The organism is Pseudoduganella sp. jia 9 (genome assembly GCF_055502615.1).
Map to the genome: position 1 here is coordinate 155,948 of NZ_JBUPWE010000002.1, position 25,322 is coordinate 181,269.

A 25,322-nucleotide genomic window follows, 5' to 3' on the forward strand; every position below is an offset into this window, starting at 1 on the left:
CCCCTTATTTCCAGGCGCGGTGGTACGCGCGCAGCGTGTGCTGCCGGCCCTCGGCCACGGCGTCCAGTTGTGCCATCCAGGCCGGCTTTGCCGAGAAGCGGCCCGCGCACGCACTGTCGATCGCCTCGCGCCACACCCGCGTCACCTGCGCCACGTAGGCGGGGCTGCGCTGGCGGCCTTCGATCTTCACCGCCGCGACGCCGATCGCCAGCAGCTTCGGCAACAGCTCCAGCGTGTTCAGGCTGGCCGGTTCCTCGATCGCGTAGTAGGTCTCGCCGGCCACCTCGAAGCGTCCCTTGCACAGCGTGGGATAGCTGGCGTGCTCGCCGGCGTCGTAGCGGTCGATCAGCACGCCGTTCAGGCGCGCCTCCAGGCCATTTGGCAGTTGCTGCCAGCGCACCGCGCCGGCCGGGGAACACACGCCATGCGTGTTCGGCGACTCGCCGGTGGCGTACGAGGACAGCGCGCAGCGCCCTTCCACCATCACGCACAGGCTGCCGAAACCGAATACTTCGATTTCCACGTCGGTGCCGAGCACCACCTGCTCGACCTGGGCCAGCGACAGCACGCGCGGCAGCACCACACGGGCGATGCCGAATTCGCGGCGGTAGAAATCGATCGCCGCGGCATTGGTCGCCGAACCCTGCACGGAAAGGTGCAGGCGCAGGCCAGGATGACATTCGGCCGCGTACCGCATCAGGCCGGGGTCGGCAAGGATCACGGCGTCGACGCCGGCCGCGGCGGCGCGGTCGACCGCACCGCGCCACAGTGTTTCGCCGCCCGGTTGCGGATAGGTGTTCAGCGCGAGCAGCACCTTGCGGTGGCGGTCATGCGCATAGGCGATGCCGGCCGCGATCGATTTCGCGTCGAAATTGAGTCCGGCGAAATTGCGTGCATTGGTGGCGTCGCGAAAACCGAGGTACACGCAGTCGGCACCATTGTCCACCGCGCTTTTCAGCGCCGGCAGGCTGCCTGCCGGGCATACCAGTTCGAAAGGTCTTGCCAGTTGTGTCATCTAGTTGCTATCGAAAGTTTGCGTGGCGGAACTGTACCGCCGCGTGAAAGATTGATTCCTTAACCCGAATCAAGGAAATGACCGATACCTCGATGTGACAATGAAGACAGATCAAAACAGAGAAGAGAGAAGCATCATGCATACCCATCACCACCAGGCTGCCGACGATCCGCTGCAGTGGCCGGCGACGCTGCTCGATGTCGGCGGGCTCGAAGCACCGGACCCGATGATCCGCATCCTCGACGCGCTGGCCACGCTGTCGGAACAGGGCTGCCTGCACGTACTGATCGACCGCGAACCGCACCCGCTGTACGGCATCCTGGAACGCCATGCATTCCGCCACCGCTGCGCGCCGACCGGGGATGGCCGCTACGAACTGCTGGTCTGGCAACTGCCGCTGCCGAATGTCGCCTAGCCCCTCATGCAACGCGTCCTGTCCTTCGACCACCTTCCGCCGCTCGCCCTGCCGATGCGGTTTTTCCTGACCGTTCCGCTGTTTGCCGCGCTGGCGGCCGGGCTGCTGCTGTGGCATGGCGAGGCGGCGCTCGTCACGCGCTGGTCGCCGCTGACGCTGGCGCTGACGCACCTGCTGACCCTGGGCTGCCTGTCGATGGCGATGATCGGCGCACTGCTGCAGATCCTGCCCGTGATGGCCGGCATCGCCGTGCCGGGCGGCGTACGCACCGGGCGCACGATGCATTACGCACTGTGCACGGGCACGCTCATGCTGGCTGCCGCCTTCATTCTTGGCCAGCCGCTGCTGTTCGCGGGCGCACTGGCATGCCTTGGCGTGGCCTTCCTGCTGCTGCTGGGATGCTGCACGGTCGGCCTGTGGCAGCAGTTTCCCGGCCGCGCCGATGCGTCGCTGGCGGCAATCCGGCTGGCACTGGGTTCGCTTGCCGTCACGGTGATCCTGGGACTGCTGATGGCTGCCGCGCGGGCCTGGCCCGGCGCGCCGCCGATGCCGCCGCTGGCGGACCTGCACGCCGCGTGGGGCCTGCTGGGCTGGGTCGGGCTGCTGGTCATCGGCGTGGCCTTCCAGGTCGTGCCGATGTTCCTGGTGACCGAGCCGTATCCGCGCTGGATCACGGGCGGCTACAGCACGGCGCTGTTCCTGTTGCTGGTGGCGTCATCGCTGCCGGCCGGCATTGCCGGGGCGTTCCGCGACCTTGCCCTGTTGCTGCTGGGTGCAGGCCATGCGGCGTTCGCACTCGTCACGCTGCGCCTGCTGGCACGCCGCAAGCGGCCGCGCGCCGACGCCGCCACGCTGTTCTGGCGCACCGCGATGGTGGCGCTGCCGTGCGCGCTCGCACTGGCCCTGTTCCCGGACCATCCGGCGCGCGATGTCGCACGCGGCGCACTGCTGGTCGTCGGCTTCGCGCTGTCGACGATCAACGGCATGACCTACAAGATCGTGCCGTTCCTCTGCTGGTATCACTTGCGCCATGTCCGTGCTGCCGGCCCGGCTGGTGCGGCACCGGTCGGCATCCCGGCAATACACCGCATCATTCCCGACGCGGCGGCGCGCGGCCAGTACCTGCTGCACGCCGCCGCGCTGGCACTGCTGGTGGCGGCCTGCATCTGGCCCGCCGTGCTGGCGCGGCCGGCCGGGGCGCTGCTGTGTGTGTCATGCCTGGCCTGGTTCGCCAACCTGGCTGCCGGCCTGCGCGCCGGCATGCGCGCCGGCATGCGTACTGGCCTGCATACTGGCCTCGCCACGCCCGCCATGCCGCACGCCGCCGGGGCGGTATCCGGAGCCGGCCGATGAAAACGCTGCGCTGGCGGAAACCCGCCTTCGAGCCGCTGCCCGGCGGCCGAATCGCGGTCTTCGTCAGCCCGGACGGCCACCGTTTCCACCGCCTGTGCGACGACGCACCGTCACCGCTGCGGCAGACGGCACCGGCGATTCGCCGCGACCCGATGGTGGCGGCCCTGTTCGGGCCGGCGGACAAGCGCCGCTGAAGGAGACGCGGGGGCAAAATGGTTGCCTTACGTGAACTGGCGCACGGTACGGCCGCGACCGGCGCATTACGATGAAAACCATCAGATCACGCCACGCAACAAGTCACTACCGAAGGAGAAACAAGATGTACAAGGTCCGCCGCGCTTACTCCCGCACCGATATCGAAACCGAACTGATCATCAACCGTGCACTGCTCCTGCAACAGTCGACCGGACTGAAGGATGCGCACTTGTTTCTCACACGCAAGCGCATCAAGCCTGCAGTGATCAAGCGCGTGCTGGCCATGCCGGGCGAACGACGCGACTTCTGATTTCTGCCGGGAGACCGGCGCTCACACCGGCGCCGGCTGCGCCGATGCGGTCGGCCCGTCCGTCACCGGGCGGCCGTCTTCCCAGCGCAGCCGGTCGATGCACATGCGCCGCCCGGCGCGGTCCGGTCCCCAGGCGTGGTATACGATCCACGTCTCCCCGCCAGCCGGCGACGCCACGAAGGAATTATGGCCGGGGCCGATCAGGCGGTCCGGCAAGGTACTCATCAACAGGGCACGTCCGCCCTCCTCCGGCCGCCGGTATGGCCCCAGCGGATGATCGGCCACCACCCAGCTGACCCCGTAGTTTTCCTTTTCCCAGGCGCCGCCGCTGTAGAAGCAGTAATAGCGGCCGTCGTGCTTCAGCACGGCCGCACCTTCCACCGTGTGCCAGTCGTACACCTTGCCGTACATCGTGCGCCGGTTCAGGAACAGGTGCCAGTCCTCGTGCGGCCGGTGCACCATGCGCGGCTTGCCTTCCAGCGTCGTCATGTCGAGCATGCGGTCGACCACGATGCCGGTGCCGACCCGGTGATCGTCTTCCAGCTCGAGGAAATCGACGCAGTAGAACAGGTACCACTGGCCGTCGTCATCCTTGAAGGGATGCGCGTCGATCGAGAACGGCTGGTCGGGCACCAGGACCCCGGCCGCCCCGGGGACGGCATCGACGAACGGCCCCGCCGGGTCGGTGCTGGTGGCCACGCGCAGTTGATGATCGCGCCCCTCGATGCCCTGCGCCGAGTAATACAGGTAGAACGTACCGTCGTGCCACGCCACTTCCGGCGCCCAGAAGTCGGTGCCGCCGGATGGCACCAGCGCATAACCGAGCGATTCCCAGTGCACCAGGTCCGGCGAGCGCAGCACCGGGAATGCGCGCCCGTCGGCGCCGCCCGGCGCCGTGCCGTAGGCATAGTAGAAGCCGCCGTGCCGCAGCACGAACGGGTCGGCGAAGGTGGCCGGATACACCGGATTCACATATTCGGTCATGCACTTCCTTTCAACGATCCTGGCTTGATCACAGCTTGAAGCGCACGCCGACGCCATAGGTCGTCGGCGTGTAGCGGATGTCGCGCGGGCGCGACGGATCGCCCACATAGCTTTCGTACTTTTCCTTTGTCAGGTTGATCGCGTCGAACTGCAGCGAGATGTTCGGCGTGATCTCGTACGACAGCGACAGGTCGACATAGGTGGATGCCTTGACGATGCGGTCCTGCAGGAAGCGCGGCTCGGCGATCTGCTCGACGTAGTCGCCGCGCCGCGTGGCGGCCAGGCGCCCGGTCAGGCCGTGTCCTTCGTACAGCAGCGCGAGGTTGTGGCTTTTCTTGGCCACGTCGATCAGGCGGGTCTTCGTCAGCACGTCGGAACTGGCGTCGAGCCGCGTTTCATTGTCGCCGTCGATCCACGTGAAGTTGTACTGGGCGCCGAAGCCGCTCCAGAATCCGGGCAGGAAGTCGAAGAACTTCTGCGTGCCGAATTCATAGCCCTTCAGCGTGCCCTTGCCGGAGTTCTGCGGCCGCGTCACGCGGTAGCGCTGGCCGTCGATGATTTCATCCTGCGTGTAATTCTGCAGGTAGCCGTCGATATCGCGGTGGAACAGTGCGATCTGCGCATAGCCGTTGTTCGGGAAATAGTATTCGAGCGTGGCATCGAGGTTGGTCGACTTGGTCGGCGCCAGCTCCGGATTGCCGGCACCGCCGGTGCCCGGCGCGTTGACGGTCGGCGGAATCAGCGACAGCGCGGGATTCAGACGCAGGAAGTCGGGCCGCGTCAGTGTCTTGCCGGCCGACAGGTGCGACTGCAGGTTGTCGCGCCAGCCGACCAGTGCGGAGATGCTGGGCAGGTAATTGTTTTCCGACGCGGACAGGCTGACCGGCGTGATCACATCGCCGATCCGGCTGGTGCCTTCCAGCTTGCGCTTCACGTGGATGGCGCGCACGCCGGCATCGCCGCTGATCTCCACGCCGCCCAGCGTGGCCTGGTAACGGCCGCTGAGATACACGGTCGTCGTGCGCTCGCGCTGCTCGAACAGCCGGCGCGGATCGTCCGGCACGCGCCCGGCCGGCATGCCGTAGGCGACGCGCACCTGGTCGGCCTCGTCGATCAGGAAGTCGCGCGACGGCGCGTAGAACTGGCCGCCGAGCCGGTCGATGCCCGGCACCAGGCTCTGGAACGATGGTCCGAACAGCTCCACCGGCGTCGGCCGCACCGCCGACCGCAGGTCGCTGGCCACCTCGCCGGAATGGTAGCCGGTCGAGCGCGACGACAGCCGCAGCCCGGCATTGATCGCGCGGATCAAGCCCCCACCCAGCTTGTAGGTCGCGTCGGTGCGCCACTGGGTCTGCTTGCCGAGCGATTCTTCCCAGTTCTGCACCAGCCCGCGCAGCACGAACGCATTCGGGTCGCGCAGCGGCGCCGCGCTGGTCGGCGTGGTCACCGAGGCATAGCCGCCGTGGCCATCGGCGCCGTAGGTGTAGACGCCAACGCTGGCGTTCGGGATCTGCTGGTCGACGATCACCGTGTCGTTGATGAATTTCGAGTGCGTGTAGGCGAGCGCAGAGGTCACGTCCCACGGGCCGTCGCGGAAGCGCAGGCTCATGTTCAGGTTGTGCGTGTTGGTGCGCTCCTTCACGCCCCAGGCGCTGGTGGCCACGTACGGGTCCCAGTCGTAGGCGCCGGGGCTGAACTGGGCGGCCGGCGCGTTGGCGGACAGGATCGGGCAGATCTGGCCTTCCGGCGTATCGCAGCCCCGGTCGCCCAGCACCACGCCGTTCAGGCGCGGCGCCCAGCCGACGATGCCCAGGATATAGTCGACTTCGTTGCGCGCACGGTAGCCCATGCCCAGGTATTGCGTGGTGAATTCCAGTTTCGGGTTGATCTTCCACTGGAAGGCGCCATGCGCCGAGAACCGCTCGCGGTCGCCGGCGTTGTAGATGCCGCCGACCTGCGGCAGGTTGCCGAGCCGGTCGCCGGGGTTCAGCGGCGCAACCGGCTGGTCGTCGTTCAACCGCACCGCGGTGCCGTCGGGGCTGACGGAAAAGATGCGGTCGGGCCGGTCCACCCACTGCACCGGGTAGCCCCAGTGTTCCTTGTTGTAGGCGAGATCCAGCAGCACGCCCATTTCGCCCACGCCGGTCTTCCAGCGATTACTGTGCAACACGCCGAGACCGGGGCTGTAGCGTGCCCTGGCCGCATCGCTGCCGTTGATCTCCTGCCGCCGGGCCTCCAGATAGCCGGTAGTCATCTGGCCCTGGTAGTCGAACGGCGCGCGCAGGCGGATATTGACGGCACCCGCGATGCCGCCTTCGGGCTGGTTCGGCGTGGCCGACTTGTAGACGTCCAGCCCGGCGATCGATTGCACGGGCAGGTCCTGGTACGACAGCCGCCGGCCGCGGCCCGTGAAGACGTCGTTGCCGTCGAGCGTGGTGACCACGTCCGGCAGGCCGCGGATCGTCACGGTCGACGTCTCGCCCCGGTCGCGGCCTACCTGCACGCCGGCGATCCGCTGCAGCGCGTCGCCGGCCGCGCGGTCGGGGAACTTGCCGATATCCTCGGCATTGATCGAATCGACGACCTGCGTCGCATCGCGCTTGATCTGCTCGGCCGAACGGATGCTGCGGCGGATGCCTGTCACCTCGACCGTGGCGATCGGCCCGCCCTGGACGGTGGCTGGAGCGGTGCCGGTACCGGCGCCGGTCGCCTGGGCCGGGGCGGACTGGCCGGACGTGTCCGGCGCCGCCTGGCCTGAGGCCGGTGCGTCAACCTGGGCGCCGGCCGGGTTGGCCGCCTGCGCGGCGGGCTCGGCTTGCGCAGGCGCCGTGACGGTTTCAGGGGTTTGCTGCGCGCCCGCCGCGCCGGCGGCCATCGCGCACAGCGCGGCGGCAATGGCGCGGCGCATCGGCGTCGTCGTCAGTGAAGAACTCATGGGCTGTCTCCGGTGTCTGGTCTTCGATAAAGCTTGTGCCAGGCCCTTGACGCTTCGCCTGGAGAAGCTGCTGCCTGATCATAGACACAAGCTTTATTCGATGCCAACGCGGTACGCCTGTCTGGTTGCGCCGATGCGACGCCTGGCAGCCTGTCGGACATGAGATCGTCGGCTGCTAGCCTTTCAGCCCCGTGGCGGCCAGCAACCCTTGCGTGACGCGGCGCTGGAAGGCAATGTAGGCCAGCGCCACCGGAAAAGCGCCGAGCAGCGCCGCCGCCATCAGTTGCGCGTAGCGCACGCCGAACGCATCGTAGGTCTGCGTCAGCCCGAGGGGGATGGTCATCATGTCGTTCGAGGTGACGATGATGAACGGCCACAGGAAATTGTTCCAGGCCGCGATGAAGGTGACGATCGCCATCGCCCACACGATATTGCCCGACATGGGCAGGTACACGCTCCACAGGACCCGCAGCGGCGATGCGCCGTCGAGCAGCGCGGCATCGCGGAAATCGTGCGGCACCGCGTCGAAGAACTGGCGGAACACGTAGATCACCACCGGCGACACCACCTGCGGCAGCACCACGCCGGCATAGGTATTGATCAGGCCAAGCCCGTTCATCGTGCGGAACAGCGGCACCAGCAGGGCCTCGAACGGCAGCAGCAGCGCCAGCATCGAGACCATGAACAGCAGGTTACGCCCGCGGAAGCGCAACTGGGAGAACGCAAAGGCCGCCATCAGGCTGATCGCCATCGTCACGGCCGTCACGGCCAATGCCACCAGCGCGCTGTTGAACAGCCAGCGCGGCACATTGCCGGCACCGAGCGTCTTCGTGAACGCCTCGACGGTCCAGCGCTGCGGCAGCAGGTGCAGCGTGGGCAGGATGGTTTCATACTCTGGCCGCAGCGATGTCGACAGTGCCCACAGCAGCGGCGCCACCCACAGCATCGCCAGCCCCAGCGCGGAGGCCACAGCGATCGCGGTCCAGTGCAGCGGCGTGTTCTTCATGCCGGTCCTTTCACTTTTTCTTCCTCAGCAGCACGGCCTGCAGCAGGCCGATCGCCACCACGATGAGCATGAACGCCATCGCCACCGCCGCCGCGTAGCCGGCATCGCTCTGCGTAAACGCCGTTTCGTACATGTAGTGCAGCGTGACGCGGGTGGTATTGAACGGCCCGCCGGTGGTCATGATGTAGGTCTGGCCGAACACCTTCAGGGACGCGATCAGCTGCAGCACCAGCGCGGTGACCGTCACCGGTTTCAGGGCCGGCCAGGTAATGTAGCGGAACACCGCGAAGCCGCGCGCGCCGTCCAGCGCGGCCGCCTCGTACTGTTCGCGGGGAATGTTGCGCAGGCCGGCAATGAACATCAGCATGTTGAAACCGACCGTCCACCAGATCGTCGCGATGGCCACCACCGGCATGGCCCAGCGCACGTCGGAAAACCAGGAGCGCTGCACGCCGAGCAGGTGGTTGACGATGCCGGAAGACGGCTGCAGCATCCAGTCGGCAATCAGCGTCATCACCGAGATCGGCAGCACGTACGGCAGGAAGAACGCACCCTGCAGCCAGGCACCCGCACTGCCATGCCGGTTCGTGAAATGGTCGACCAGCAGCGCCATCACGAGGCCCAGCGCGGTCAGCGGGATCACCGTCAGCAGGGAAAAATAAAAAGTGTTGCCGAGGGAAGACCAGAAGGACGGATCCTGCACCAGCGTGGCGTAGTTGGCCAGGCCGACGAATTCGCTGGTGCGCGTCAGGCTGCTCTCGGTCAGCGACAGGTACAGCGTCTGCAGCGCGGGCAACAGGAAGAACAGGATGAATGCCGCCATGAACGGCAACAGCAGCAGCGCGGCGGACAGCGTTTCGGACCGACCGCCTGTTTTCCCCAACTTTCCCGTCATCGCATCGCTCCCCTCACCGGATCGCTCCCATAGCGCATTCTTCCGCTTTCAATACCGCGGCGGGCGTTTCTTCAGCAGTCGCTGCGCTTCGCTCTCGAAACGGCGCAGCGCATCGGCGGGCGTCAGCTGGCCGGCCAGCGGCGCCGGCAGGAACTTCGAGGCGATCGCTTCCAGCGGCCCGGCCGCGCCCATGTACCAGCCGGGCGGGTCGTAGACGACATTGGCCGCCGCCGCGGCGTACTCGGCGTTCGGCATCAGCGCGCGGGCAGCCGCCGATTCGGCCACCGGCCGGTATGCCGGAATGTGTCCGCCTTCGGCCCAGCCGAACGAGTTGGTACTGACGTAGGCGATAAACTTCATCACCGCACGCGTCTTCGCGGCCGTCATCGGCCTGCCCTCGTTGGCGGGAATCGCGAAGCCGTGCGAATCGGCCCACGTGCTGGCGTTGCCGTACAGTTGCGGCAGCGGCGCGATGCCGTAGCGGAACCGGATCGTGCCGGCCTGCGTGCCACGCACCAGTTCCGGCACTTCCCACACGCCGTTGATCATGAAACCGGCGTTGCCGGCCATGAACTGGCTGGTCGATGCCGGATAGTCCTGGCCCGCCGTCGCGTACCCGGCCTGGAACCAGTGCGCGATCGCAGCCAGCGTGCGTTCGCCGGCCGGACCGTAGGCAAAGCGCCCGTCGGCCACCACCGGCAGGCCCTGCTGGGCCAGCAGCGACAGCCACAGCCGCCAGATCGCATAGGTGCTCTGGGCCGCTTCCATTGCCAGCCCCGCCTTGCCGGTCTTTTCCTTCACGGCGCGCAGCGCATCCGTCATGGCAGGCATGCCGGCGATGGTCTTCAGCTTGCCGTCCGCGTCCAGCAGGCCGGCCCGGCCGGCGAGATCCTTGTTGTAGTACAGGACCAGCGGATGCATGTCGAGCGGCACGGCGTAGGCATGGCCGCCGTATTGCGAGCGGGCCCACTGGCGCGGCAGGAAATCGCTGCCGCGCAGCCCGGCGGACGCCAGCTCGGCTGCGCTGACCGGCCGCAACACGCCGCCGCCGGCCAGGTTCGGCAGGCGCGACAGGTGGATCGTCGCCAGGTCCGGCCCTGCGCCGGCCACGCTGGCGGTGATCAGCTTCGTGTAGAACGGCTCGCCCCACTTCAGCGTGGTGCTTTCCACCCGCACCTCCTGCTGCGACGCGTTGAACCCTTCGATCAGCGCGCGCATGCGCGCGCCGTCGCCGCCGGACAGCAGCGTCCACATCTGCACCACCTGCGTCTCGGCACGCGCGGCACCGGCGCACAGCAGCAAGAGTGGACACAGCAGTGCAAGCGATCGCAGACGCGGCAGCCATTGCGCCGCGGCCCGCAGGCCGGCTCGCCTCATGTTTCGTCTCCGTGATCGTCGTTGTTATCGTCGGTATTATCGTTGTCGCCAGGGTGATCGTCAGGCCGCTTCGCTGGGCAGCCGGATGCCCGGCTCCGGCGCCGACATGCCCGGCTGGTCTTCCGGCCCGGCCGAGGCGTGCGTGGTTTCCGGCGTGGCCGGCAAGTCCGCGGCCTGCCCCCCCATCGGCGCCGGCTCGGGGATGCGCTTGCCGCGCCACAGTTCACTGTGGCCGAGCGGGTCCGTGTACCAGTCGTGCAGCCGCGCATCCGGCCCGCGGGTCGCCTCGGCCAGCGCCGCGATCGGCGCCTTCGGCACGCGCTGCTCCGTCAGCAGCCCGTTTTTTTCATGGAAGGTGTCCGTCAGCTGGGTATAGCAGAAGCCCGACAGCGGCCGGCAGCGGTGGATCGCGTCCATCAGCCGGCGATAGCGTTCCAGCAGTTCCTCGCCGTCGCGCGCCACCGAATAGCCCCAGCCTTTCGGATCGGCTTCGTCCATGCAGGCGATGCCGCCGAACTCTGAAAGGAACAGCGGCTTGCCGGTGCCCTCGAAGCCGTCGATCACGAGCCGGCGCCGCGCCGGGCGCACGTGCTCGAACGTGTACTGCAGTCCTTCGCGGGTGCCGTAGCGGGCGACCAGCTCTTCCGGATCGGCGTGGTAATCGTGGATGTTGACGAAATCTCCGCACGGCATTTCCCAGCCGTCGTTGCCGACCACCGGGCGCGTGCCGTCCAGCGCCCGCGTCATGTGGTACATCGCGCGCACGAAGTCGACCTGGCGCCGGTCGTGCATCAGCTCCGGCACGCCCCACGATTCGTTGGTCGGCACCCAGGCCACGATGGAAGGATGGGAAACGTCGCGCTCGACCAGTTCCTTCCACTCTTCCATCACGCCATGCACGGTTTCGCTGGAAAAGCCGTAGGCAGACGGCATCTCGGCCCATACGCACAGGCCCATCACGTCGCACCAGTACAGCCAGCGCGGATCCTCCGACTTCTGGTGCTTGCGCACGCCGTTGAAGCCGAGCCGCTTGATCAGCACCACGTCCTGCCGCAACTGTTCGGCCGAGGCCACCATCAGGCTTTCCGGCCAGTAGCCCTGGTCCAGCACCATGCGCAGGTAATACGGCCTGCTGTTGAGCAGGAAGCGGTCGCCGTCCACGGACACCGTACGCAGCGCCGTGTAGCTGATCACGTGGTCGAGCACCAGGCCGTCCGCCGCATGCAGCGTGATCTCGGCGTCGATCAGCTGCGGGCTTTCGGGGCTCCACATCCAGTGCGCGCGGGCGTCGTCAATGCCGGGGTCGGGCAGCTGGAACAGCCGCGAAAGCCTGCCTTCGAGCAGCATGCAGCGGTCCGACACCAGCACCTTGTCGCCCAGCCTGAGCACGACGTTGACGGTGCTGCCCGGCGCGTGGTGGGCCACGTCCGCGTCGAGCCGGATCTGCCACGTGAACACGTCCGCCGTCCAGCGCAGTTTCGCCACGTGCGAACGGGCGACTTTCTCCAGCCAGACGGTGCGCCAGATGCCGGTGGTGCGCGGGTACCAGATCGAGTGGGGCTCCAGCTCCCAGTCCATCTTGCCGCGCACCTTGTGCATGTCGTGCGGATCGTCCTCGGCCTGGACGACGATTTCCATGCAACGTCCGTCCAGGTAGCGCGTCACGTCGATCGAGAATGGCCCGTGGCCGCCCTTGTGCTGCATCGCGAAGCGGCCGTTGATCCACACGCGCGCGCGGTGGTTGACGGCACCGAAGTGCAGCTTGAGTCGCTCGTCGGGCGACGGCAGCAGATCATCGTCCAGCCCGACCACCCGGCGGTACCACACACGCCGGCGGAAGCCCCGGTCGTGCACGCCGCTGGCCGCCGCCTCGGGCGGGAACGGCACGATGATCGTGCGGTCGAACGGCACCTCGGCCGGTTCGTAATGCACGGCACCATCGTCCAGCATGGCCTGCCACGGTCCGTCCAGGTTCAGCCATTGGGTGCGCCGCAATTGCGGCCGGGGGTGATCCACGATCTCGTTCTCCTTGGGCAGGGCTCTCATCACGTTTGTCCTTATGATAAGTGGTTTATGTCCTGCACAGCGTCACGGTTGAGTTGCCGTGGCGCGCGCCTCCGGTGCGGCAGCCGCTGAGTGGGGCGGATACAACGCACTGACGCTGAGGGGCCCGAATGTGACCGCGCGGCCGCCGCCGCCCATCGCCACCAGGCCAAGCCGGACGGGCGCCCCGAGCCGGTGCGTCCATGTACCGCCGCCAACCCAGTCGCGGCCATCCTGGCTGGACCATGCGGTCCACCGTTCGCCCGCGTCCTTGCCGTCTCCGTCGCGCCGCCGGTCCAGCCGCAGCCACGTCCAGCCCCCTTGCGCCGCCGGTGTACCGGCCACCGTGTTGCCGTAACGCGGGTGATGGGCCGGCACCGGCTTGTGCTCCTTGCCGAATTCCACCTGGTGCAGGCCGGCGTTCGCCAGCACCGACAGTTTCACGTAATTGTCATCGTCCTTCATCGCCACGATGCCGGCCTGCACATGCGGACTGCAGCAGCCGTCGGGCGCATCGAGGCGCACCTTTGTCTCGATGCGCAGGTCGCCGGACGGCAGCGGGCGCGCCAGTACCGGCGCGGTGTTGGTATCGACATGCAGGTCGCCCGGCCGGGTGCTCCACGCCAGCCCTTCCGGCGTGGCGCGCCAGGCGCCGGAGCTGCGCAGCCAGCGCCATGGCCCGGCGGGGGGCTGCGTGAAGTCTTCGCGCCACAACAGGCGTACGTCGGCGCCGGTGCCCGCGAACGCCGGTGCCGGCCGCGCAGCGCCGGCCGATGTCGCCGAACTCGCCGGCGCCGGCAGTTCCCGGTCCGACGGCCCACGCCCTTCAGCGACCACCGGCCAGCCATTGGCCCAGTCGACCCGGTCCAGCAATGCGGGCCGCCGTGTCAGGCCCGGTGCGAACAGCGGGTCGCCGGTGTCGACGGCGTGATAGATCGTCCACCACTGCCCCGCGGCATCCTGCAGCACCGAATTGTGCCCGGCGCCGACCCAGCGGTTGCCGCTCTGGGCCAGCACCGGCGTGCCGCCGGCGCGCGGCGCCGCCATGTCCTTGCCCTGCCTGTCGAGGAAGGGGCCGAGCGGGCTGGCAGCGCGCCCCACATGCAGCGCATATCCCGTCAGCGGACCGGCGCAGCAGTCGGTGGCGGAAGCAAACAGGTAATACCAGCCGTCGTGGCGCACCACCTCCGCGCCCTCGTAACGGCCGGACGTGCCGACCCGGCGCGCTTCGCCCTCCACCGACAGGCCGTCCTCCGACAGGCGCTGGACGAACAGGCCGCCGCCATAGCTGCCGTAATAGAGCCAGCGCGTGCCGGCGTCGTCGATCACGACATCCGGGTCGAACGTCCAGTCGAACTTGCAACCATGCGCCGCGCGGCGCGGCCCGACCACTGGCTTGCCGCTGGCCTGCCATGGCCCGGCAGGCGAGGCGCTGCTGGCCACGCCGATCGAACTGTCGCCGTCGCAGCCCGGCTCGGGGCTGTACGCGTCGGCGGTATCGGTGATCGTGTAGTACAGCCAGTAGCGGCCATCGTGGTATTGCGGCTCGGGCGCCCAGAGCCAGGACTTCGGCGCGGCGGGCGCCGGCCTGGCCTCCGGAAAGGCGTCGGCGATCCAGTTCCAGTGCACCAGGTCGATCGAGCGGTAGATGGGAAGGAAGCGGAAACGGTAGCCATCCCCCTCCTTCTCGCTGCGGCTGACCGGGTCGGTGGTGCAGTACAGGTACCAGGTGGGTTGTGCGGCTTGCGGATCGCGCAGCACCGCCGGGTCGGCGCAGTTCTGCGCCGGCTCGCCGCTGGCCAGCGTGACCGGGAGCGGGTTATGGTAGACGGGAACTGGTTGCGCTTGCACAGCGGCCGCGATGGGGAGGACCGCGCCCAGGAGAAACAGGCTTGACCGCACTGGATGCTCCGATTTTCAAAAGGCGGACGTTAGCATGGCTGGCGCGCGGCTGGTGCACGGGTGGCGCGCTGGCCCGCGCGGTTGGCGAGCCCTCCGCCACGGCGGCCCACTGGCCGATCCGTTATTGTCGGGGAGGTCGGCGTGCGGACCCGTCCTTCGGTTAGTTGCAAATTACAGGTACATCACCGCGCTTGCAGCGCCTGCAGGGAATGACTGCAACTACGATCCGCTCGGACGCATCGCGGCATTCGGCAGGTGGAGCGCGCCGACAACAAACAAGGCCGGTTAGACTGGGCACGGAATACAGATCCCAACCCGTCACGCTCCTTCGCCATGTCACTTCATCAACTCGTATACCTGAGCCAATCCACCCGCAGACTCGACAAGGAAGAACTGGCCGCCCTCTGGGCGCAGGCCAAGGCCAATAACGCCAGGATCGATGTCACCGGAAGCCTGTTCTACAACGGCGGATGGTTCATGCAGGTACTGGAAGGCCCTGCCCCGACGCTGGCCTCGCTGTATGACAGGATCGGCAGGGATCCCCGCCACCACGACTTGCGCCTGCTTTATAACGAGCCGGCGGACTTCCGCACCTTCGTGCGGTGGACCATGAACATGACCAACCTGGACGAGCGGCAGGCCGACAAGTACCAGGAACTCATCGACATCGTCGAAGCGGCGAAGACGGGCCGCAAGATCTTCGGTGTATCGCCGGCGGTGACGTTGCTGAACTTCTTCAAGAGTTGATGCCATGACGAGGCCGGACACGCTCCATAGCAAGGCGGACAACCGGTTTGCGAGCCTGCCGGCGCCGGGGCTGCGCCCATGTAAAAAGGGCCGCCGGCGTGCCGGCGGCCCCTCTTCTATCCGGCGAAGCCGATCAGCGCACCGCGCCCGCGACAGCGACCGCCGTCATGTTGACGATGCGGCGCACCGTGGCGCCCGGGCCGAGTACGTGCACCGGCCTGGCGGCGCCCAGCAGCACGGGACCGACGGTAACGCCCTTGCCGCCCGTGACCTTCAACAGGTTGAAGGCGATATTGGCGGCGTCCAGCGACGGCATGACCAGCACGTTCGCTTCGCCCGTGAATCCCGGGATCACGCCGCCGGCCAGTGCGACGTCGCCCTGCACTTCGCCGATCACCGGCAGGTCCGGCGCCGCATGGGCCAGCAGCGCCCTTGCATCGCGCATCTTGCGGGCCGACGGGCGTTCGGAGGAACCGGCGGTGGAGTGCGACAGCAGCGCAACCTTCGGTTCGAGGCCGAAGTGGCGCACCTGCTCGGCGGCCAGCCGCGCGATCGCAGCCAGTTCCGGCGCGGTCGGATCGTCGTTGACGTGGGTATCGGTGATGAACAGCGTGTGCTTTTCCAGCACCAGCGCGTTCATCGTCGCCATCACTTCGGCACCCGGCGCCAGGCCGATGGTCGCGCGCACCTGCTCCAGGTGGGTGTCGATGCTGCCGCGCAGGCCGCAGATCACTGCATCGGCCTCGCCCGATTTCAGCAGCGCCAGCGCGTGGTCGGTCGAATCGGCGCTGCCAGGATCGGCCAGCGTGAAGTCGGTGCCGCGCTTCAGGCGCAGGCCGGCGGTGGCGATCGCCTTTTCCACCTTGTCGGCGGAACCCACCAGCACCGGCTTGGCCAGGCCTTCATCGACCACGGTCTGCACGGCGCGCAGCACGCGCTCTTCGTCGCCCTCGGCGTACACCACGCGCTTTTGCGCGGCCTTGGCAGCCGTGAACAGCGGCTTCATCACGAGACCGGTGTGGTAGACCTGCTGCTCCAGCTGGGCGCGGTAGGCGGCCAGGTCGGCGATCGGCGTGGTGGCCACGCCGGATTCGGCCGCCGCTTTCGCCACGGCCGGCGCGATCGCGGCGATCAGGCGCTGGTCGAACGGCTTCGGAATGATGTAGTCGGGGCCGAAGGCCAGCGTCTGGCCGGCATAGGCGGCAGCCACCGTTTCGGATACTTCGGCCTCGGCCAGCGCGGCGATCGCCACCACGCAGGCCTGCTTCATCTCCTCGGTGATGCGGGTGGCGCCGCAATCGAGCGCTCCGCGGAAGATGTACGGGAAGCACAGCACGTTGTTGACCTGGTTCGGGTAGTCCGAACGGCCGGTGGCGATGATGCAGTCCGGCCGCGCGGCCAGCGCGACTTCCGGACGGATTTCCGGTTCCGGATTGGCCAGCGCCAGGATGACGGGACGATCGGCCATCGTCTTGACCATCTCGCCGGTCAGCACGCCGGCCGTCGAGCAGCCCAGGAACACGTCGGCACCGCGCACGATGTCGGCCAGCGTGCGGGCATCGGTATCCTGCGCGTAGCGAGCCTTGTTGGCTTCCATATTGGCTTCGCGGCCCTGCCAGATCACGCCGCGCGAGTCGGTCACGTAGACGTTCTCGCGGCGCACGCCCAGGCCCACCATCATGTCCAGGCAGGCGATCGCCGCGGCGCCGGCCCCGGAAGCGACCAGCTTGATGTCGCCGATGCGTTTGTTGGCGACCTTCAGCGCGTTCAGCAGCGCGGCGCTGGAAATGATCGCGGTGCCGTGCTGGTCGTCGTGGAAGACCGGAATGTTCATCCGTTCGCGCAGCTTCTTCTCGATATAGAAGCACTCGGGCGCCTTGATGTCTTCCAGGTTGATGCCGCCCACCGTGGGTTCGAGCATCGCGATGGCTTCCACCAGCTTGTCCGGGTCGTTCTCGGCCAGTTCGATGTCGAACACGTCGACGCCGGCGAACTGCTTGAACAGGCAGCCCTTGCCTTCCATCACCGGCTTCGAGGCCAGCGGGCCGATATTGCCCAGGCCGAGCACCGCGGTGCCGTTCGAGATCACGGCCACCAGGTTGGCGCGCGACGTGTATTCGGCGGCGGCGGCCGGGTTGGCGGCGATCTCCTCGCAGGCATAGGCCACACCCGGCGAGTAGGCCAGCGACAGGTCGCGCTGGTTCGACAGGGGTTTCGTTGGCACCACCTCGATCTTGCCGCGGGTGGGGAAACGGTGGTATTCCAGCGCGTCCGCGCGCAACTGCTGCTCGCGGCGTTCGTCCTTGTTTTCGTCGTTGTATGGATTCGACATTGCAATCTCCTTCAGGCCGCCCATCGCGCCGCCATGCGGCGGCGCCGGGCGAATTGGTCATAAAGCACAGTGATCGGCTATCGCGATATCAAAGTGACACGGTATGCGGAACCGTCAATATTACCCTGAAGTGGAGGAACGCGTGAGCGGCCCTTTTGGCACGATCGTTCGATTTGACGGGCGTTCGGCCAAACGAAACACGGCGAAATCGCTGATCCGCTGTCGCGACAGCGTGGTGCGAAAACCGAACAGGCCCGCGCCGATCCGCTCGCGCGCGGCGAAATACTGCACGTTGTCGACATACAGCCGGGTGCCGGCGCCATCGACGACGATGCGCACCCGGTACGGGTGATTGGCACGCAGCAGGTATGGACTGTCGGTATATTCCTGCAGCAGTATCCGTTCGCCGCTGCCGTCGTAGCGCCGGAAACGGGTCGTGGCATTGTAGTTGCCGCCGATGCCGGCATAGAACATCGGTACCCGGTCGTAGTCCGACAGCTTGCCGGACAGCGGCCGTGTCATCTTCGCCTGCCAGAACATGTTCATGTCCGACACCCGGTCGTGCGGGTTGCCTTCGTCCAGCACCGTGCAGGTGTAGGCGATCTCGTAGTGGCCGTCGAGCGGCTCGGTCAGCCACACGGTCAGGCCGGCGCGCGTGTCGAGCAGCAGCGCGCCATCCTTCACCGTCACGACGTCGCGCGGATCGCCCTGCTCCGCTTCGACGCGCCAGCGCCGCCGGTCGAAGGTGCTGAAATCGTCGCGCAGCAGCAGCGTGCCCGGCGCGCCGGCCCGGGCATCCAGCGCCAGCAGGCCCAGCGCGCCAAGCCCCCATTGGGCGGCGCCATTGGTGGAGATGCGCGGCGCCTCGTCGATATCGTTCAGCACCGCCGGCCGCGCGACCCGCCGGACCGCGAAATCGGCCTCGCGCAGCCCGGCCTTGCCGGCCTCGAACAGGCTCCACGCCTGCGCCATCAGCGTCCGCGTCTCCGCCTGGCTGCTCCCCTGCGCCGCCGCGTAGCCGAGCAGCCGGGCATGGCCCTGCGACAGGTTCAGCTTGCCGAGTTCCTGCCCCAGTTCGGCCTTCTGCACGGCGGGTGCGGCGTTGTACAGCCGGCAGTACTGCAGCCACGCGGCGCGGAACGCCGGTTCCGGCAGCGTACGCAGCAGTTCGGCGCAGATCTCCGTCAGCCCGAACACGGCCGACAGGTGCGAGACCGAGATCTTGTCCGAGTCGCTGATGCGGAACGCGCCGGTATCGAGGTTCATGATGGCGCTGCCGGTGAATAAGCCGCGCGGCTGCGCGGCGATCGTGGCCATGCTGGCCAGCAGCCTGTCGCGCCACGCCTTGTCGCCGGTGCGCTCCCATGCCGTGAACCACGCGCCGGCGATGGCGCCCCAGTCGGTGCCGAAGCCCACGCTGGCCTCGTTTGCGCCCGTCGCCAGCCGCTGGCCGATCTTGCGGCCCGGCGCGATGTCGCGCAGTCGCAGCACCGCATCCCGCTGTTCCGTCAGCAGGTCGCCGATGCGCTCGTCGGCCGTCAGGTAATACATGAAGCGCCGGTTGATCGCCGTGGAAATGCGCAGCTGCTTTGCGCTGTCGCCCCAGTGCTGCACGCCATGCCGCGTGCCCAGCAGGCTGAATGGGCCGATGTGATGCACGTCCACCTCGCCGGTGTGCCGCGTCATCGCCTCGGCCAGCCGGAACGCGTCGGCGCGGCCCGAATGCAGGAAGTAATGCCATAGCCAGATGTCGGTGGACAGTTCCGAATTGTCCCAGGCGAAGCCGCCGACGTCGTAGCGCCACTGGTGGCGGCGCGGATCGTAGGTGTGCATCACGTCGCCGTAATCCCAGAAGCCGTACCAGCGGCGCTGCTCGACCTGCCCCTGGTAGTAGTCGAACAGCGCCGCCAGCCGCGCTTCCAGCGGTGCCGCGCGCACGCCGCCCCGCCCCTGCGGCGCCCAGTAGTCGCTGAACACGCCGGCCGCGTACAGCCGCTCCGGCGCCGCCATCAGCCGCGGCGGCCGGGCGATGCGCGCGCCGATCGCGGCCAGCCCGGCAGCCGGCGGCGTGGCCGGCAGCAGTTGCAGTTCCAGTTCGCTGGTGCGCGCGATGCCGTACGGCGTACCGAAGCCGGGCTCGTAGTCCTCATAGGTGATGTCGAGCGCCGCCCGCTGCTTCGCATGGGTGTCCTGGCCCATGCCGTCGTGGAAGAAGCGCAGCTGCATCGGCGGCGCTTCCGGCGCCCACAGCCACAGCGTGACCGCGCAATCGTCGCCGGCGGCCCCGGCGATGTCGATCTGGCCCGGATGGCTTTGCCAGAAGTTGCGTACGCCGAACGCCACGCCGCCCTTCGCGCCGCCGACATAGGCGGTACCGCCGGCCCGCGTGCCGCTCCCGGCCGGGATCCAGCCGTGGCCCTTCGCGGTACGCTTGGCGATCGTGAATCCGTCGGCGTTCGGCTGCAGCAGCCGGTAGTCGCCGAAGGCGGGAACGTACTGCAGGCCATCGCGCACCGCCTGCGGCAACTGTTCCACCGGCGGCAGCGGCAAGCCGGCCACCTGCAGCGCGGCGTTGTCGTCCCCCACGTCGCGCCGCAGGCCTGTCAGGCTGCGCACGCTCTCGGCGAACACCCCGCCGGCGGCGGACGTGAAACGCACGTGGCGATCGTGCGGCGCCCCGTCCGGCGCCGTGCCGAAGCGCAGGCCGATGCCGCGCACGTCCAGTTTCGCCGGGTCGACGTCGATCACGAAGGTATGCAGCACGCGGATCGTATCGCTGTCGCGGTGGAATTCCAGCCGCAGCGTAAACGGCAGCAATGCGGGCAGCAGTGCGGCCTCTTCACCGGCGGCACCGTCCGCGCGGTGCGTGCCGGTCAGTTTCAGCACCGCGCGCACCGGGCCGTCCTGCTCCACCTGCACCTGGGCGATATCGCCCTGCCAGCGCTGCCGCCGGACCGTCCCCCCTTCACCATCGCCGATGCCATCGTTCACGGTATCGGTCAGCAGCACCAGCTCGCCGTCGCGCAGCAGCGTGTGGCCGGCCAGCGCAACGCCGCCGAGCACTTTGCGGCCCTTGCCCGGCACGCGGGCACGCAGCTTGCCGGTATCGATGACGAAGCCGGCGCCATCGCGGCTCACCATGCCGGCGGCGGCCGGCGAGGCGGGCCCCGGCTGCAGGTCATAGCTGTCGGCCGGCGCGCCGGCACCGATCGCGTGGGCGCTCCATTTCACGGAACCATCCGGCCAGAAGGCCAGGGGCCACGACTGCAGGGGTGCTGCCGCGCCGCCGGCGCTGCGCAATGCGAAGCCGCTGTCGCGCGGCACCTGCCCCTGCGGCCACGGCACGCCGAACGTGGCGCCGGCGAAGCTGGCGGGCGGCTCGCCGTCGAGCCAGCGCAGGGTGGTCGCGCCGACCGGCATGGTGGTGGTGGCGCCGGCGGCGCGCGCCGGCAGCATCGTCATCGCCGGTGCGCCAGCCAGTAGCGCGGTAAGTTTCAGCAGGTTGCGGCGGTCCATCGGTCTCCTTTGTTGTGTAACGTTATGTATCAGTAGCGGTATGCAAGCGACACGCCAAGTGTACGACGTTCGCCCAGCCAGCCGGCAACCGAACCGTATTCTCCGTTCGCAAGACGCTTGTAGTAGGTCTTGTCGAATGCATTGTTCAGCCACACCGACGCGCTCCATTCGCCGTCGCCCACCCTGCCTTCGGTACCGGCCGCGAACGAAGCAAGCCCGTAGCCGGGCACCCGCGTGAAACGCGACGTGTCGACCGTGCCGAACATCCAGCTGCGATAGGCGTAGCGGGCCGAGACGAAGGACCGCAGGCCATTGTCGCCGGTCCAGCCGTAGCGCACGCTGGCGTTGGCGGTCAGCTTCGGCGCGTTGAACACGCGCGCGCCGGTCAGGTTGCACGATGGCGGCGGGTTTGGCGCCAGGGTGACTTCGGGCGGGCAGCGCGCATTGTCGTAGTGCGTGTAGTACGTGTCGTTCCATACGGCCGCCGCGTCGACGCGCCAGTTGCGGTCCGGCGCCCAGCGCGCGCTGGCCTCGGCGCCGCGCGAGATGAACGTGCCGGCGTTGAGCAGGTAGACCTGCTGGTCGTCGGGATTGTAGCCCTGCGTCTGGAAGTCGCCGATCTCGGTCAGGAACAGCGCGCCCTTCAACGCCAGGCGCTCGTCCGCCAGGCTGGCCTTCACGCCCACTTCTCCGGTTTTCGTTTTTTCCGGCCTGATGTACAGCGAATCGAGGCCGGCCTGGCGGGCCGCGCCGGCCGAGATGTTCAGGCCGCCGGACTTCTCGCCGTACGAGGCGGCGGCATAGGTGCTCCAGCCTGGCGCCGTGCGCCAGGTGGCCGTCAGCGTGCCGGAGGGCAGCGTGTGATTCTCTTCCAGGTAGCCGGAATTGAACGGCACGCGGTTGTAGCGGATGAAGCTGCCGCCCTTCTTCTGCACGTTGGCGCGCACGCCGGCCGTGATGTCGACCGAGTCGCCCACGTGCAGCGTGCCCTGCGCGAACGGCGACAGCATGCGGTCGCGCAGCAGGCCGAGGCGGATGATATCGAGGTTGCGGAAGGCCGTGCTGTCCAGCCACAGCGCCGGCACCGTGGTGTTGGCGTAGCGCGTATGGGCCAGCGTTTCGGCGTGCTGGCCCAGGTAAGTCAGGCCCAGTGCGTATTCGAGGGGGCGGCCGGCGGGCGAATCGAGGCGCACTTCCTGCGACCAGGTCTTGTCGCGCACCTCGGTGCCGGTATTCGAATAGACCTGCACCGACAGGCCGTCGGCCATTGTGGGCTGCGAATGGAAGTAGCGCAGCGACGTGACCGAGCGCAGGCGCCAGCCGCTCTCCAGTTGCCATTCCGCCAGTGCGGAGACGCCGCCCTGCACCACGTGGATGCGGTTCTCGTCATCCAGGTCGACGTTCGGGCCGAACACCACGTTGTTGCCCGCCGCGGCGGAATGCGCCAGGTACGTGTCACGGCCGTTGACCGCATGCGTCGCCAACAGCACCGCGGTCGGTGCGCTGTTGCTGTTGTTGTAGTCGGCGGACAGGCGCAGCGTGAATTTCTCGCCGCCACGATACAGCAGCTGGCCACGGGCGCCGTTCGACGAGCCGCCGTTGAGCGCGTTGCCGGTGCGGATATTGGTGACCGCCCCGTCCGAATTGCTGCGCACGACGTTGACCCGGCCGGCCCAGTTCTGCGACAGCGGGCCGGAAACCACGCCGCGCACGCGCTGGTAGCCGTGCTGGCCGGCCGATACCGCGATGCTGGCCTCCGGCACGAAGGCCGGCGATTTCGTCGTGATGTTCACCACCCCGCCGGTGGCATTGGCGCCGAACATCGTGCCCTGCGCCCCGCTCAGCACTTCGGCCTGGGCGATGTCGCCAAGGCTCGACAGCATGCCGGGACGGGCCAGGTAGACGCCGTCCAGGTACACGGCCACGCTGCCCGGCATGCCGATGTTCGAGTCGCCGCTGGCCTGCCCGCCGCCGTCGCCGATGCCGCGGATCGTCACCTGCATGTCCGACGGGTCGGTGCTCTGGATGTTCAGGCCCGGCACCAGTTGCTGCAGTTCCTCCAGCGTGGTGACATTCTGTTCGTCGAGCTCGGAACCGCTGATGCGGTAGGACGACGTGGGCGTGCGCTGCGGATCGTCTTCCAGGCCGCCACGGCTATCCTGGCGCGTAGCGCTGACGGTGACAGTCGCCATGGCCGCAGGCGGCGCCGCCGCGGCGATGACGGGTGTGGCAGGCGTGGCCGGCGCCGACACCTTCAGCAGCGGTACCGCCGCCGGCGCTTCCGGCTTCGCAATGGCGCGGCGCCGGATCGTCAACGCCCCGCCGCTGCCGCTGGCCAGCTCGAAGCCGCTGCCATCGAGTGCGCGGGTGATCGCCTCCGCTGCGCTGTAGCGGCCGACGACGGGCGCCGAGCGCGCCCCGCCCAGCTGGCGCGGATCATAGGCAAGCGCCACGCCGGTGTCGGCGGCGATCGACAGCAGCGTCCGTTCCAGCGGGGCGGCCGGCAACTGGTAATCCTGGCGCCCGGCCTGGGCCTGGGCGTGAAAGGGAGCGAATGCGGGAAGAGTGGCCAGCACGGCCATGGTCATGGAATGCTTGTGCAAGGGATACCTCATTGAAGTCGTTGGTATTCACCTTGTGGAACGAGATGCGCAAAGCGTCAGCGCGAACCGAAAATATTTTTATTCGATGACCGTCAGCAGGCCGTACCGCGCCACCCGTACCGGCAGCACGCCGGCAAGCTGGCGCAGCGCGCCCGCCAGATCGGCAAGCCGGAATACGCCGCTGACGACGTGGCCTGCCGCTGCGCCGCGCACCTGCACGATGCCGCGATGGTAGCGGCCGAAGGCTTCGGCCAGGTCGGGCAGCGGCAGGCGATCGGCCACCAGCATGCCGCGGGTCCACGCGGCGGCGGCGTTGAACGACAGCGGCGACGCATGCGCCCCGGTACCGTCGAACGTGTATGCAGCGCCGGATGCGAGGGCGACAGGCGCGCGGCCCGCCAGCCGCAGCAATGCGCCAGCACCGCGCACGGCAACGACGCCGCGCCGCCCCAGCCGCCCGGCACACAGCTCGGCGCCATCGCAGACGATATCCGCGCCCGCCAGCGACACGGCGAGCGGTCCGCGTGCCCGCACCAGCATCTGGCCCTGGCGCAGGTGCAGGTGCGGGCGGCTGGCGCCGGCAGGCCCGCCCGGGGCCACGTGCGCCACGGCGTCGCGGAGATCGATGCGCGTTGCCGCATCGAAGCGCAGTGCGGATCCGTCGGCCAGCGTGGCCGCACCGTGCTCGCCGATGGCGCTGCGCCAGGTGGCGTCGTAACCCAGTTCGTGGGCCAGTTTCCACCCGCCGGCACCCGACACGGCCAGCAGCGCCATGCCGAAGCCGGCGCGCAGCGCGCGGCGGCGCTCCTCCACCGGATGGCGCAGCGCCCGCGCGACGGCCATGCCGCCGCCCCCGTGCCCCGCCATCTGCCCCAGCCGGCGCTGCAGCGATGCCCACGCCGCCGCGTTCTCCGGCGCGTCGTCATGCCATGTGCGGAATGCGTCCGGCACGCGTGGCTCCGCCGCCGGGTCGCGCAGCCGCACTTCCCAGCCGATGGCCGCGCGTTCGGCGCGGCTGCGCGACGCGCCGCTCATGCCGCGGGCCAGCAGGCGGCCAGCGCCCGCGCCACGTACTTGCGCACCATGCTGACCGAGACGCCGAGGCGCAGCGCGATCTCGGCATAGCCGAGCTCCTCGAACTGGCTCAGGATGAAAGCCTCACGTGCCTTGGGCGGCAGTGTCGCCAGCGCGGCATCGATGCGCACGATCTCCTCGACCGTCATGCATACCTCCTCGGCGGAAGCGCCATGCCCTTCCGGCCGCAGCGCCAGCTCGGCCAGCCACGCGCGCTCCAGGTCGCGGCGGCGCCAGAATTCGTATGTGAGACGGCGCGCGATCGTCGTCAGCAGCGCCCGCGGCTGGCGGATGTCGCGCACGTCGTCGAGCGCGGCCAGTTCGGTGAAGGTGGAGGCGGCCAGGTCTTCGGCATCGTTGCGGGAACCCACCAGCCGCTGCACCGTAGCGGTCAGCCAGCCGTAGCTGCGCCTGAATTCACCGCCCAGGAAGGCATCGCGCAGCGCCAGGAGTTCATTGGATCGGGGTGCGGCGTTCATCGTTTCGGTCATTGGCAAGAGCGCGGCACATGCCGGTGCATGGCCGCGTCGCCAATATAGAGGGACTGACAACGAAACTGAACGAAGCATTCCGACTATGCTTCGTTGGAATTCACCGTTACATATCAGGGGTGAACAGCC

At 68.3% G+C, this 25,322-nt stretch carries 18 protein-coding genes; 5 read left to right on the forward strand and 13 right to left on the reverse strand.

The genetic code is table 11. From position 1 onward, the window contains the following. Window positions 1-4: 4 nt before the first annotated feature. Window positions 5-1,015: a ubiquinone anaerobic biosynthesis protein UbiU gene (gene ubiU, locus ACY34H_RS02450; protein ID WP_464975888.1), complete on the reverse strand. Its 1,011-nt coding sequence runs from the start codon at window positions 1,013-1,015 to the stop codon at window positions 5-7. A 136-nt stretch (window positions 1,016-1,151) separates the two neighbouring features. Here ubiU and ACY34H_RS02455 point away from each other — a divergent pair, with 136 nt between their 5' ends. The 4 genes from ACY34H_RS02455 (at window position 1,152) to ACY34H_RS02470 (ending at window position 3,288) form a co-directional block, all read left to right on the forward strand. After that, window positions 1,152-1,430, forward strand: coding sequence for a DUF2249 domain-containing protein (locus ACY34H_RS02455; protein ID WP_464975889.1), 279 nt, complete (start codon window positions 1,152-1,154; stop codon window positions 1,428-1,430). Between the two features lie 6 nt (window positions 1,431-1,436). Further along, window positions 1,437-2,783 carry a permease gene (locus tag ACY34H_RS02460; protein WP_464975890.1) on the forward strand — a complete coding sequence of 449 codons (1,347 nt, stop codon included), beginning with the start codon at window positions 1,437-1,439 and terminating at the stop codon, window positions 2,781-2,783. Continuing rightward, the gene (locus tag ACY34H_RS02465) at window positions 2,780-2,977 is read left to right on the forward strand and encodes a hypothetical protein (protein ID WP_464975891.1); all 198 of its coding nucleotides are present in this window, start codon (window positions 2,780-2,782) and stop codon (window positions 2,975-2,977) included. Before ACY34H_RS02460 ends, ACY34H_RS02465 begins: the two co-directional genes overlap by 4 nt. A gap of 125 nt (window positions 2,978-3,102) precedes the next feature. Continuing rightward, window positions 3,103-3,288 carry a hypothetical protein gene (locus ACY34H_RS02470; protein WP_464975892.1) on the forward strand — a complete coding sequence of 62 codons (186 nt, stop codon included), beginning with the start codon at window positions 3,103-3,105 and terminating at the stop codon, window positions 3,286-3,288. 21 nt (window positions 3,289-3,309) lie between these two features. Here the strand turns inward: ACY34H_RS02470 and ACY34H_RS02475 are convergent, their stop codons facing one another. The 7 genes from ACY34H_RS02475 to ACY34H_RS02505 all read right to left on the reverse strand — a co-directional run bounded on the left by ACY34H_RS02475 (window position 3,310) and on the right by ACY34H_RS02505 (window position 14,379). Beyond that, window positions 3,310-4,272 (reverse strand): glycoside hydrolase family 43 protein, encoded by a 963-nt coding sequence (locus ACY34H_RS02475; protein WP_464975893.1) that lies wholly within the window; start codon window positions 4,270-4,272, stop codon window positions 3,310-3,312. Window positions 4,273-4,300: 28 nt separating this feature from the next. Beyond that, window positions 4,301-7,207: a TonB-dependent receptor gene (locus ACY34H_RS02480; protein ID WP_464975894.1), complete on the reverse strand. Its 2,907-nt coding sequence runs from the start codon at window positions 7,205-7,207 to the stop codon at window positions 4,301-4,303. A gap of 175 nt (window positions 7,208-7,382) precedes the next feature. Then, complete coding sequence (locus ACY34H_RS02485; protein ID WP_464975895.1) at window positions 7,383-8,213, reverse strand: carbohydrate ABC transporter permease; 831 nt, start codon at window positions 8,211-8,213, stop codon at window positions 7,383-7,385. A gap of 10 nt (window positions 8,214-8,223) precedes the next feature. Then, window positions 8,224-9,108, reverse strand: a complete 885-nt coding sequence (locus tag ACY34H_RS02490) for a carbohydrate ABC transporter permease (protein ID WP_464975896.1) — start codon at window positions 9,106-9,108, stop codon at window positions 8,224-8,226. Window positions 9,109-9,156: 48 nt separating this feature from the next. Beyond that, window positions 9,157-10,485: an extracellular solute-binding protein gene (locus tag ACY34H_RS02495; protein ID WP_464975897.1), complete on the reverse strand. Its 1,329-nt coding sequence runs from the start codon at window positions 10,483-10,485 to the stop codon at window positions 9,157-9,159. Between the two features lie 60 nt (window positions 10,486-10,545). Further along, the gene (locus ACY34H_RS02500; RefSeq protein ID WP_464975898.1) at window positions 10,546-12,531 is read right to left on the reverse strand and encodes a glycoside hydrolase family 2 TIM barrel-domain containing protein; all 1,986 of its coding nucleotides are present in this window, start codon (window positions 12,529-12,531) and stop codon (window positions 10,546-10,548) included. A gap of 42 nt (window positions 12,532-12,573) precedes the next feature. Continuing rightward, window positions 12,574-14,379: a glycoside hydrolase family 43 protein gene (locus ACY34H_RS02505; RefSeq protein WP_464975899.1), complete on the reverse strand. Its 1,806-nt coding sequence runs from the start codon at window positions 14,377-14,379 to the stop codon at window positions 12,574-12,576. A 384-nt stretch (window positions 14,380-14,763) separates the two neighbouring features. Here ACY34H_RS02505 and ACY34H_RS02510 point away from each other — a divergent pair, with 384 nt between their 5' ends. Then, complete coding sequence (locus ACY34H_RS02510) at window positions 14,764-15,177, forward strand: BLUF domain-containing protein (RefSeq protein WP_464975900.1); 414 nt, start codon at window positions 14,764-14,766, stop codon at window positions 15,175-15,177. A gap of 133 nt (window positions 15,178-15,310) precedes the next feature. Here the strand turns inward: ACY34H_RS02510 and ACY34H_RS02515 are convergent, their stop codons facing one another. The 5 genes from ACY34H_RS02515 to ACY34H_RS02535 all read right to left on the reverse strand — a co-directional run bounded on the left by ACY34H_RS02515 (window position 15,311) and on the right by ACY34H_RS02535 (window position 25,181). Next, the gene (locus tag ACY34H_RS02515) at window positions 15,311-17,509 is read right to left on the reverse strand and encodes an NADP-dependent malic enzyme (RefSeq protein WP_464975901.1); all 2,199 of its coding nucleotides are present in this window, start codon (window positions 17,507-17,509) and stop codon (window positions 15,311-15,313) included. A gap of 120 nt (window positions 17,510-17,629) precedes the next feature. Continuing rightward, the gene (locus ACY34H_RS02520; protein WP_464975902.1) at window positions 17,630-21,025 is read right to left on the reverse strand and encodes an exo-rhamnogalacturonan lyase family protein; all 3,396 of its coding nucleotides are present in this window, start codon (window positions 21,023-21,025) and stop codon (window positions 17,630-17,632) included. Window positions 21,026-21,054: 29 nt separating this feature from the next. Beyond that, on the reverse strand, window positions 21,055-23,628 hold the full coding sequence (locus tag ACY34H_RS02525) for a TonB-dependent receptor (RefSeq protein WP_464975903.1): 2,574 nt from the start codon (window positions 23,626-23,628) through the stop codon (window positions 21,055-21,057). A gap of 78 nt (window positions 23,629-23,706) precedes the next feature. Next, entirely contained in the window at window positions 23,707-24,663 is a 957-nt protein-coding gene (locus ACY34H_RS02530; protein ID WP_464975904.1) for a FecR family protein, read from the reverse strand. Then, entirely contained in the window at window positions 24,660-25,181 is a 522-nt protein-coding gene (locus tag ACY34H_RS02535; protein WP_464975905.1) for a sigma-70 family RNA polymerase sigma factor, read from the reverse strand. Before ACY34H_RS02535 ends, ACY34H_RS02530 begins: the two co-directional genes overlap by 4 nt. Window positions 25,182-25,322 lie beyond the last annotated feature (141 nt).

What these genes read in the sequence shown, in the direction of transcription:
- ACY34H_RS02475 (WP_464975893.1), bottom strand. Translation starts at nt 4,272, where the DNA reads ATGACCGAATATGTGAATCCGGTGTATCCGGCCACCTTCGCCGACCCG.
- ACY34H_RS02510 (WP_464975900.1), top strand. Translation starts at nt 14,764, where the DNA reads ATGTCACTTCATCAACTCGTATACCTGAGCCAATCCACCCGCAGACTC.
- ACY34H_RS02460 (WP_464975890.1), top strand. Translation starts at nt 1,437, where the DNA reads ATGCAACGCGTCCTGTCCTTCGACCACCTTCCGCCGCTCGCCCTGCCG.
- ACY34H_RS02500 (WP_464975898.1), bottom strand. Translation starts at nt 12,531, where the DNA reads ATGAGAGCCCTGCCCAAGGAGAACGAGATCGTGGATCACCCCCGGCCG.
- ACY34H_RS02470 (WP_464975892.1), top strand. Translation starts at nt 3,103, where the DNA reads ATGTACAAGGTCCGCCGCGCTTACTCCCGCACCGATATCGAAACCGAA.
- ACY34H_RS02515 (WP_464975901.1), bottom strand. Translation starts at nt 17,509, where the DNA reads ATGTCGAATCCATACAACGACGAAAACAAGGACGAACGCCGCGAGCAG.
- ubiU (WP_464975888.1), bottom strand. Translation starts at nt 1,015, where the DNA reads ATGACACAACTGGCAAGACCTTTCGAACTGGTATGCCCGGCAGGCAGC.
- ACY34H_RS02465 (WP_464975891.1), top strand. Translation starts at nt 2,780, where the DNA reads ATGAAAACGCTGCGCTGGCGGAAACCCGCCTTCGAGCCGCTGCCCGGC.
- ACY34H_RS02485 (WP_464975895.1), bottom strand. Translation starts at nt 8,213, where the DNA reads ATGAAGAACACGCCGCTGCACTGGACCGCGATCGCTGTGGCCTCCGCG.
- ACY34H_RS02520 (WP_464975902.1), bottom strand. Translation starts at nt 21,025, where the DNA reads ATGGACCGCCGCAACCTGCTGAAACTTACCGCGCTACTGGCTGGCGCA.
- ACY34H_RS02480 (WP_464975894.1), bottom strand. Translation starts at nt 7,207, where the DNA reads ATGAGTTCTTCACTGACGACGACGCCGATGCGCCGCGCCATTGCCGCC.
- ACY34H_RS02535 (WP_464975905.1), bottom strand. Translation starts at nt 25,181, where the DNA reads ATGAACGCCGCACCCCGATCCAATGAACTCCTGGCGCTGCGCGATGCC.
- ACY34H_RS02495 (WP_464975897.1), bottom strand. Translation starts at nt 10,485, where the DNA reads ATGAGGCGAGCCGGCCTGCGGGCCGCGGCGCAATGGCTGCCGCGTCTG.
- ACY34H_RS02530 (WP_464975904.1), bottom strand. Translation starts at nt 24,663, where the DNA reads ATGAGCGGCGCGTCGCGCAGCCGCGCCGAACGCGCGGCCATCGGCTGG.
- ACY34H_RS02490 (WP_464975896.1), bottom strand. Translation starts at nt 9,108, where the DNA reads ATGACGGGAAAGTTGGGGAAAACAGGCGGTCGGTCCGAAACGCTGTCC.
- ACY34H_RS02455 (WP_464975889.1), top strand. Translation starts at nt 1,152, where the DNA reads ATGCATACCCATCACCACCAGGCTGCCGACGATCCGCTGCAGTGGCCG.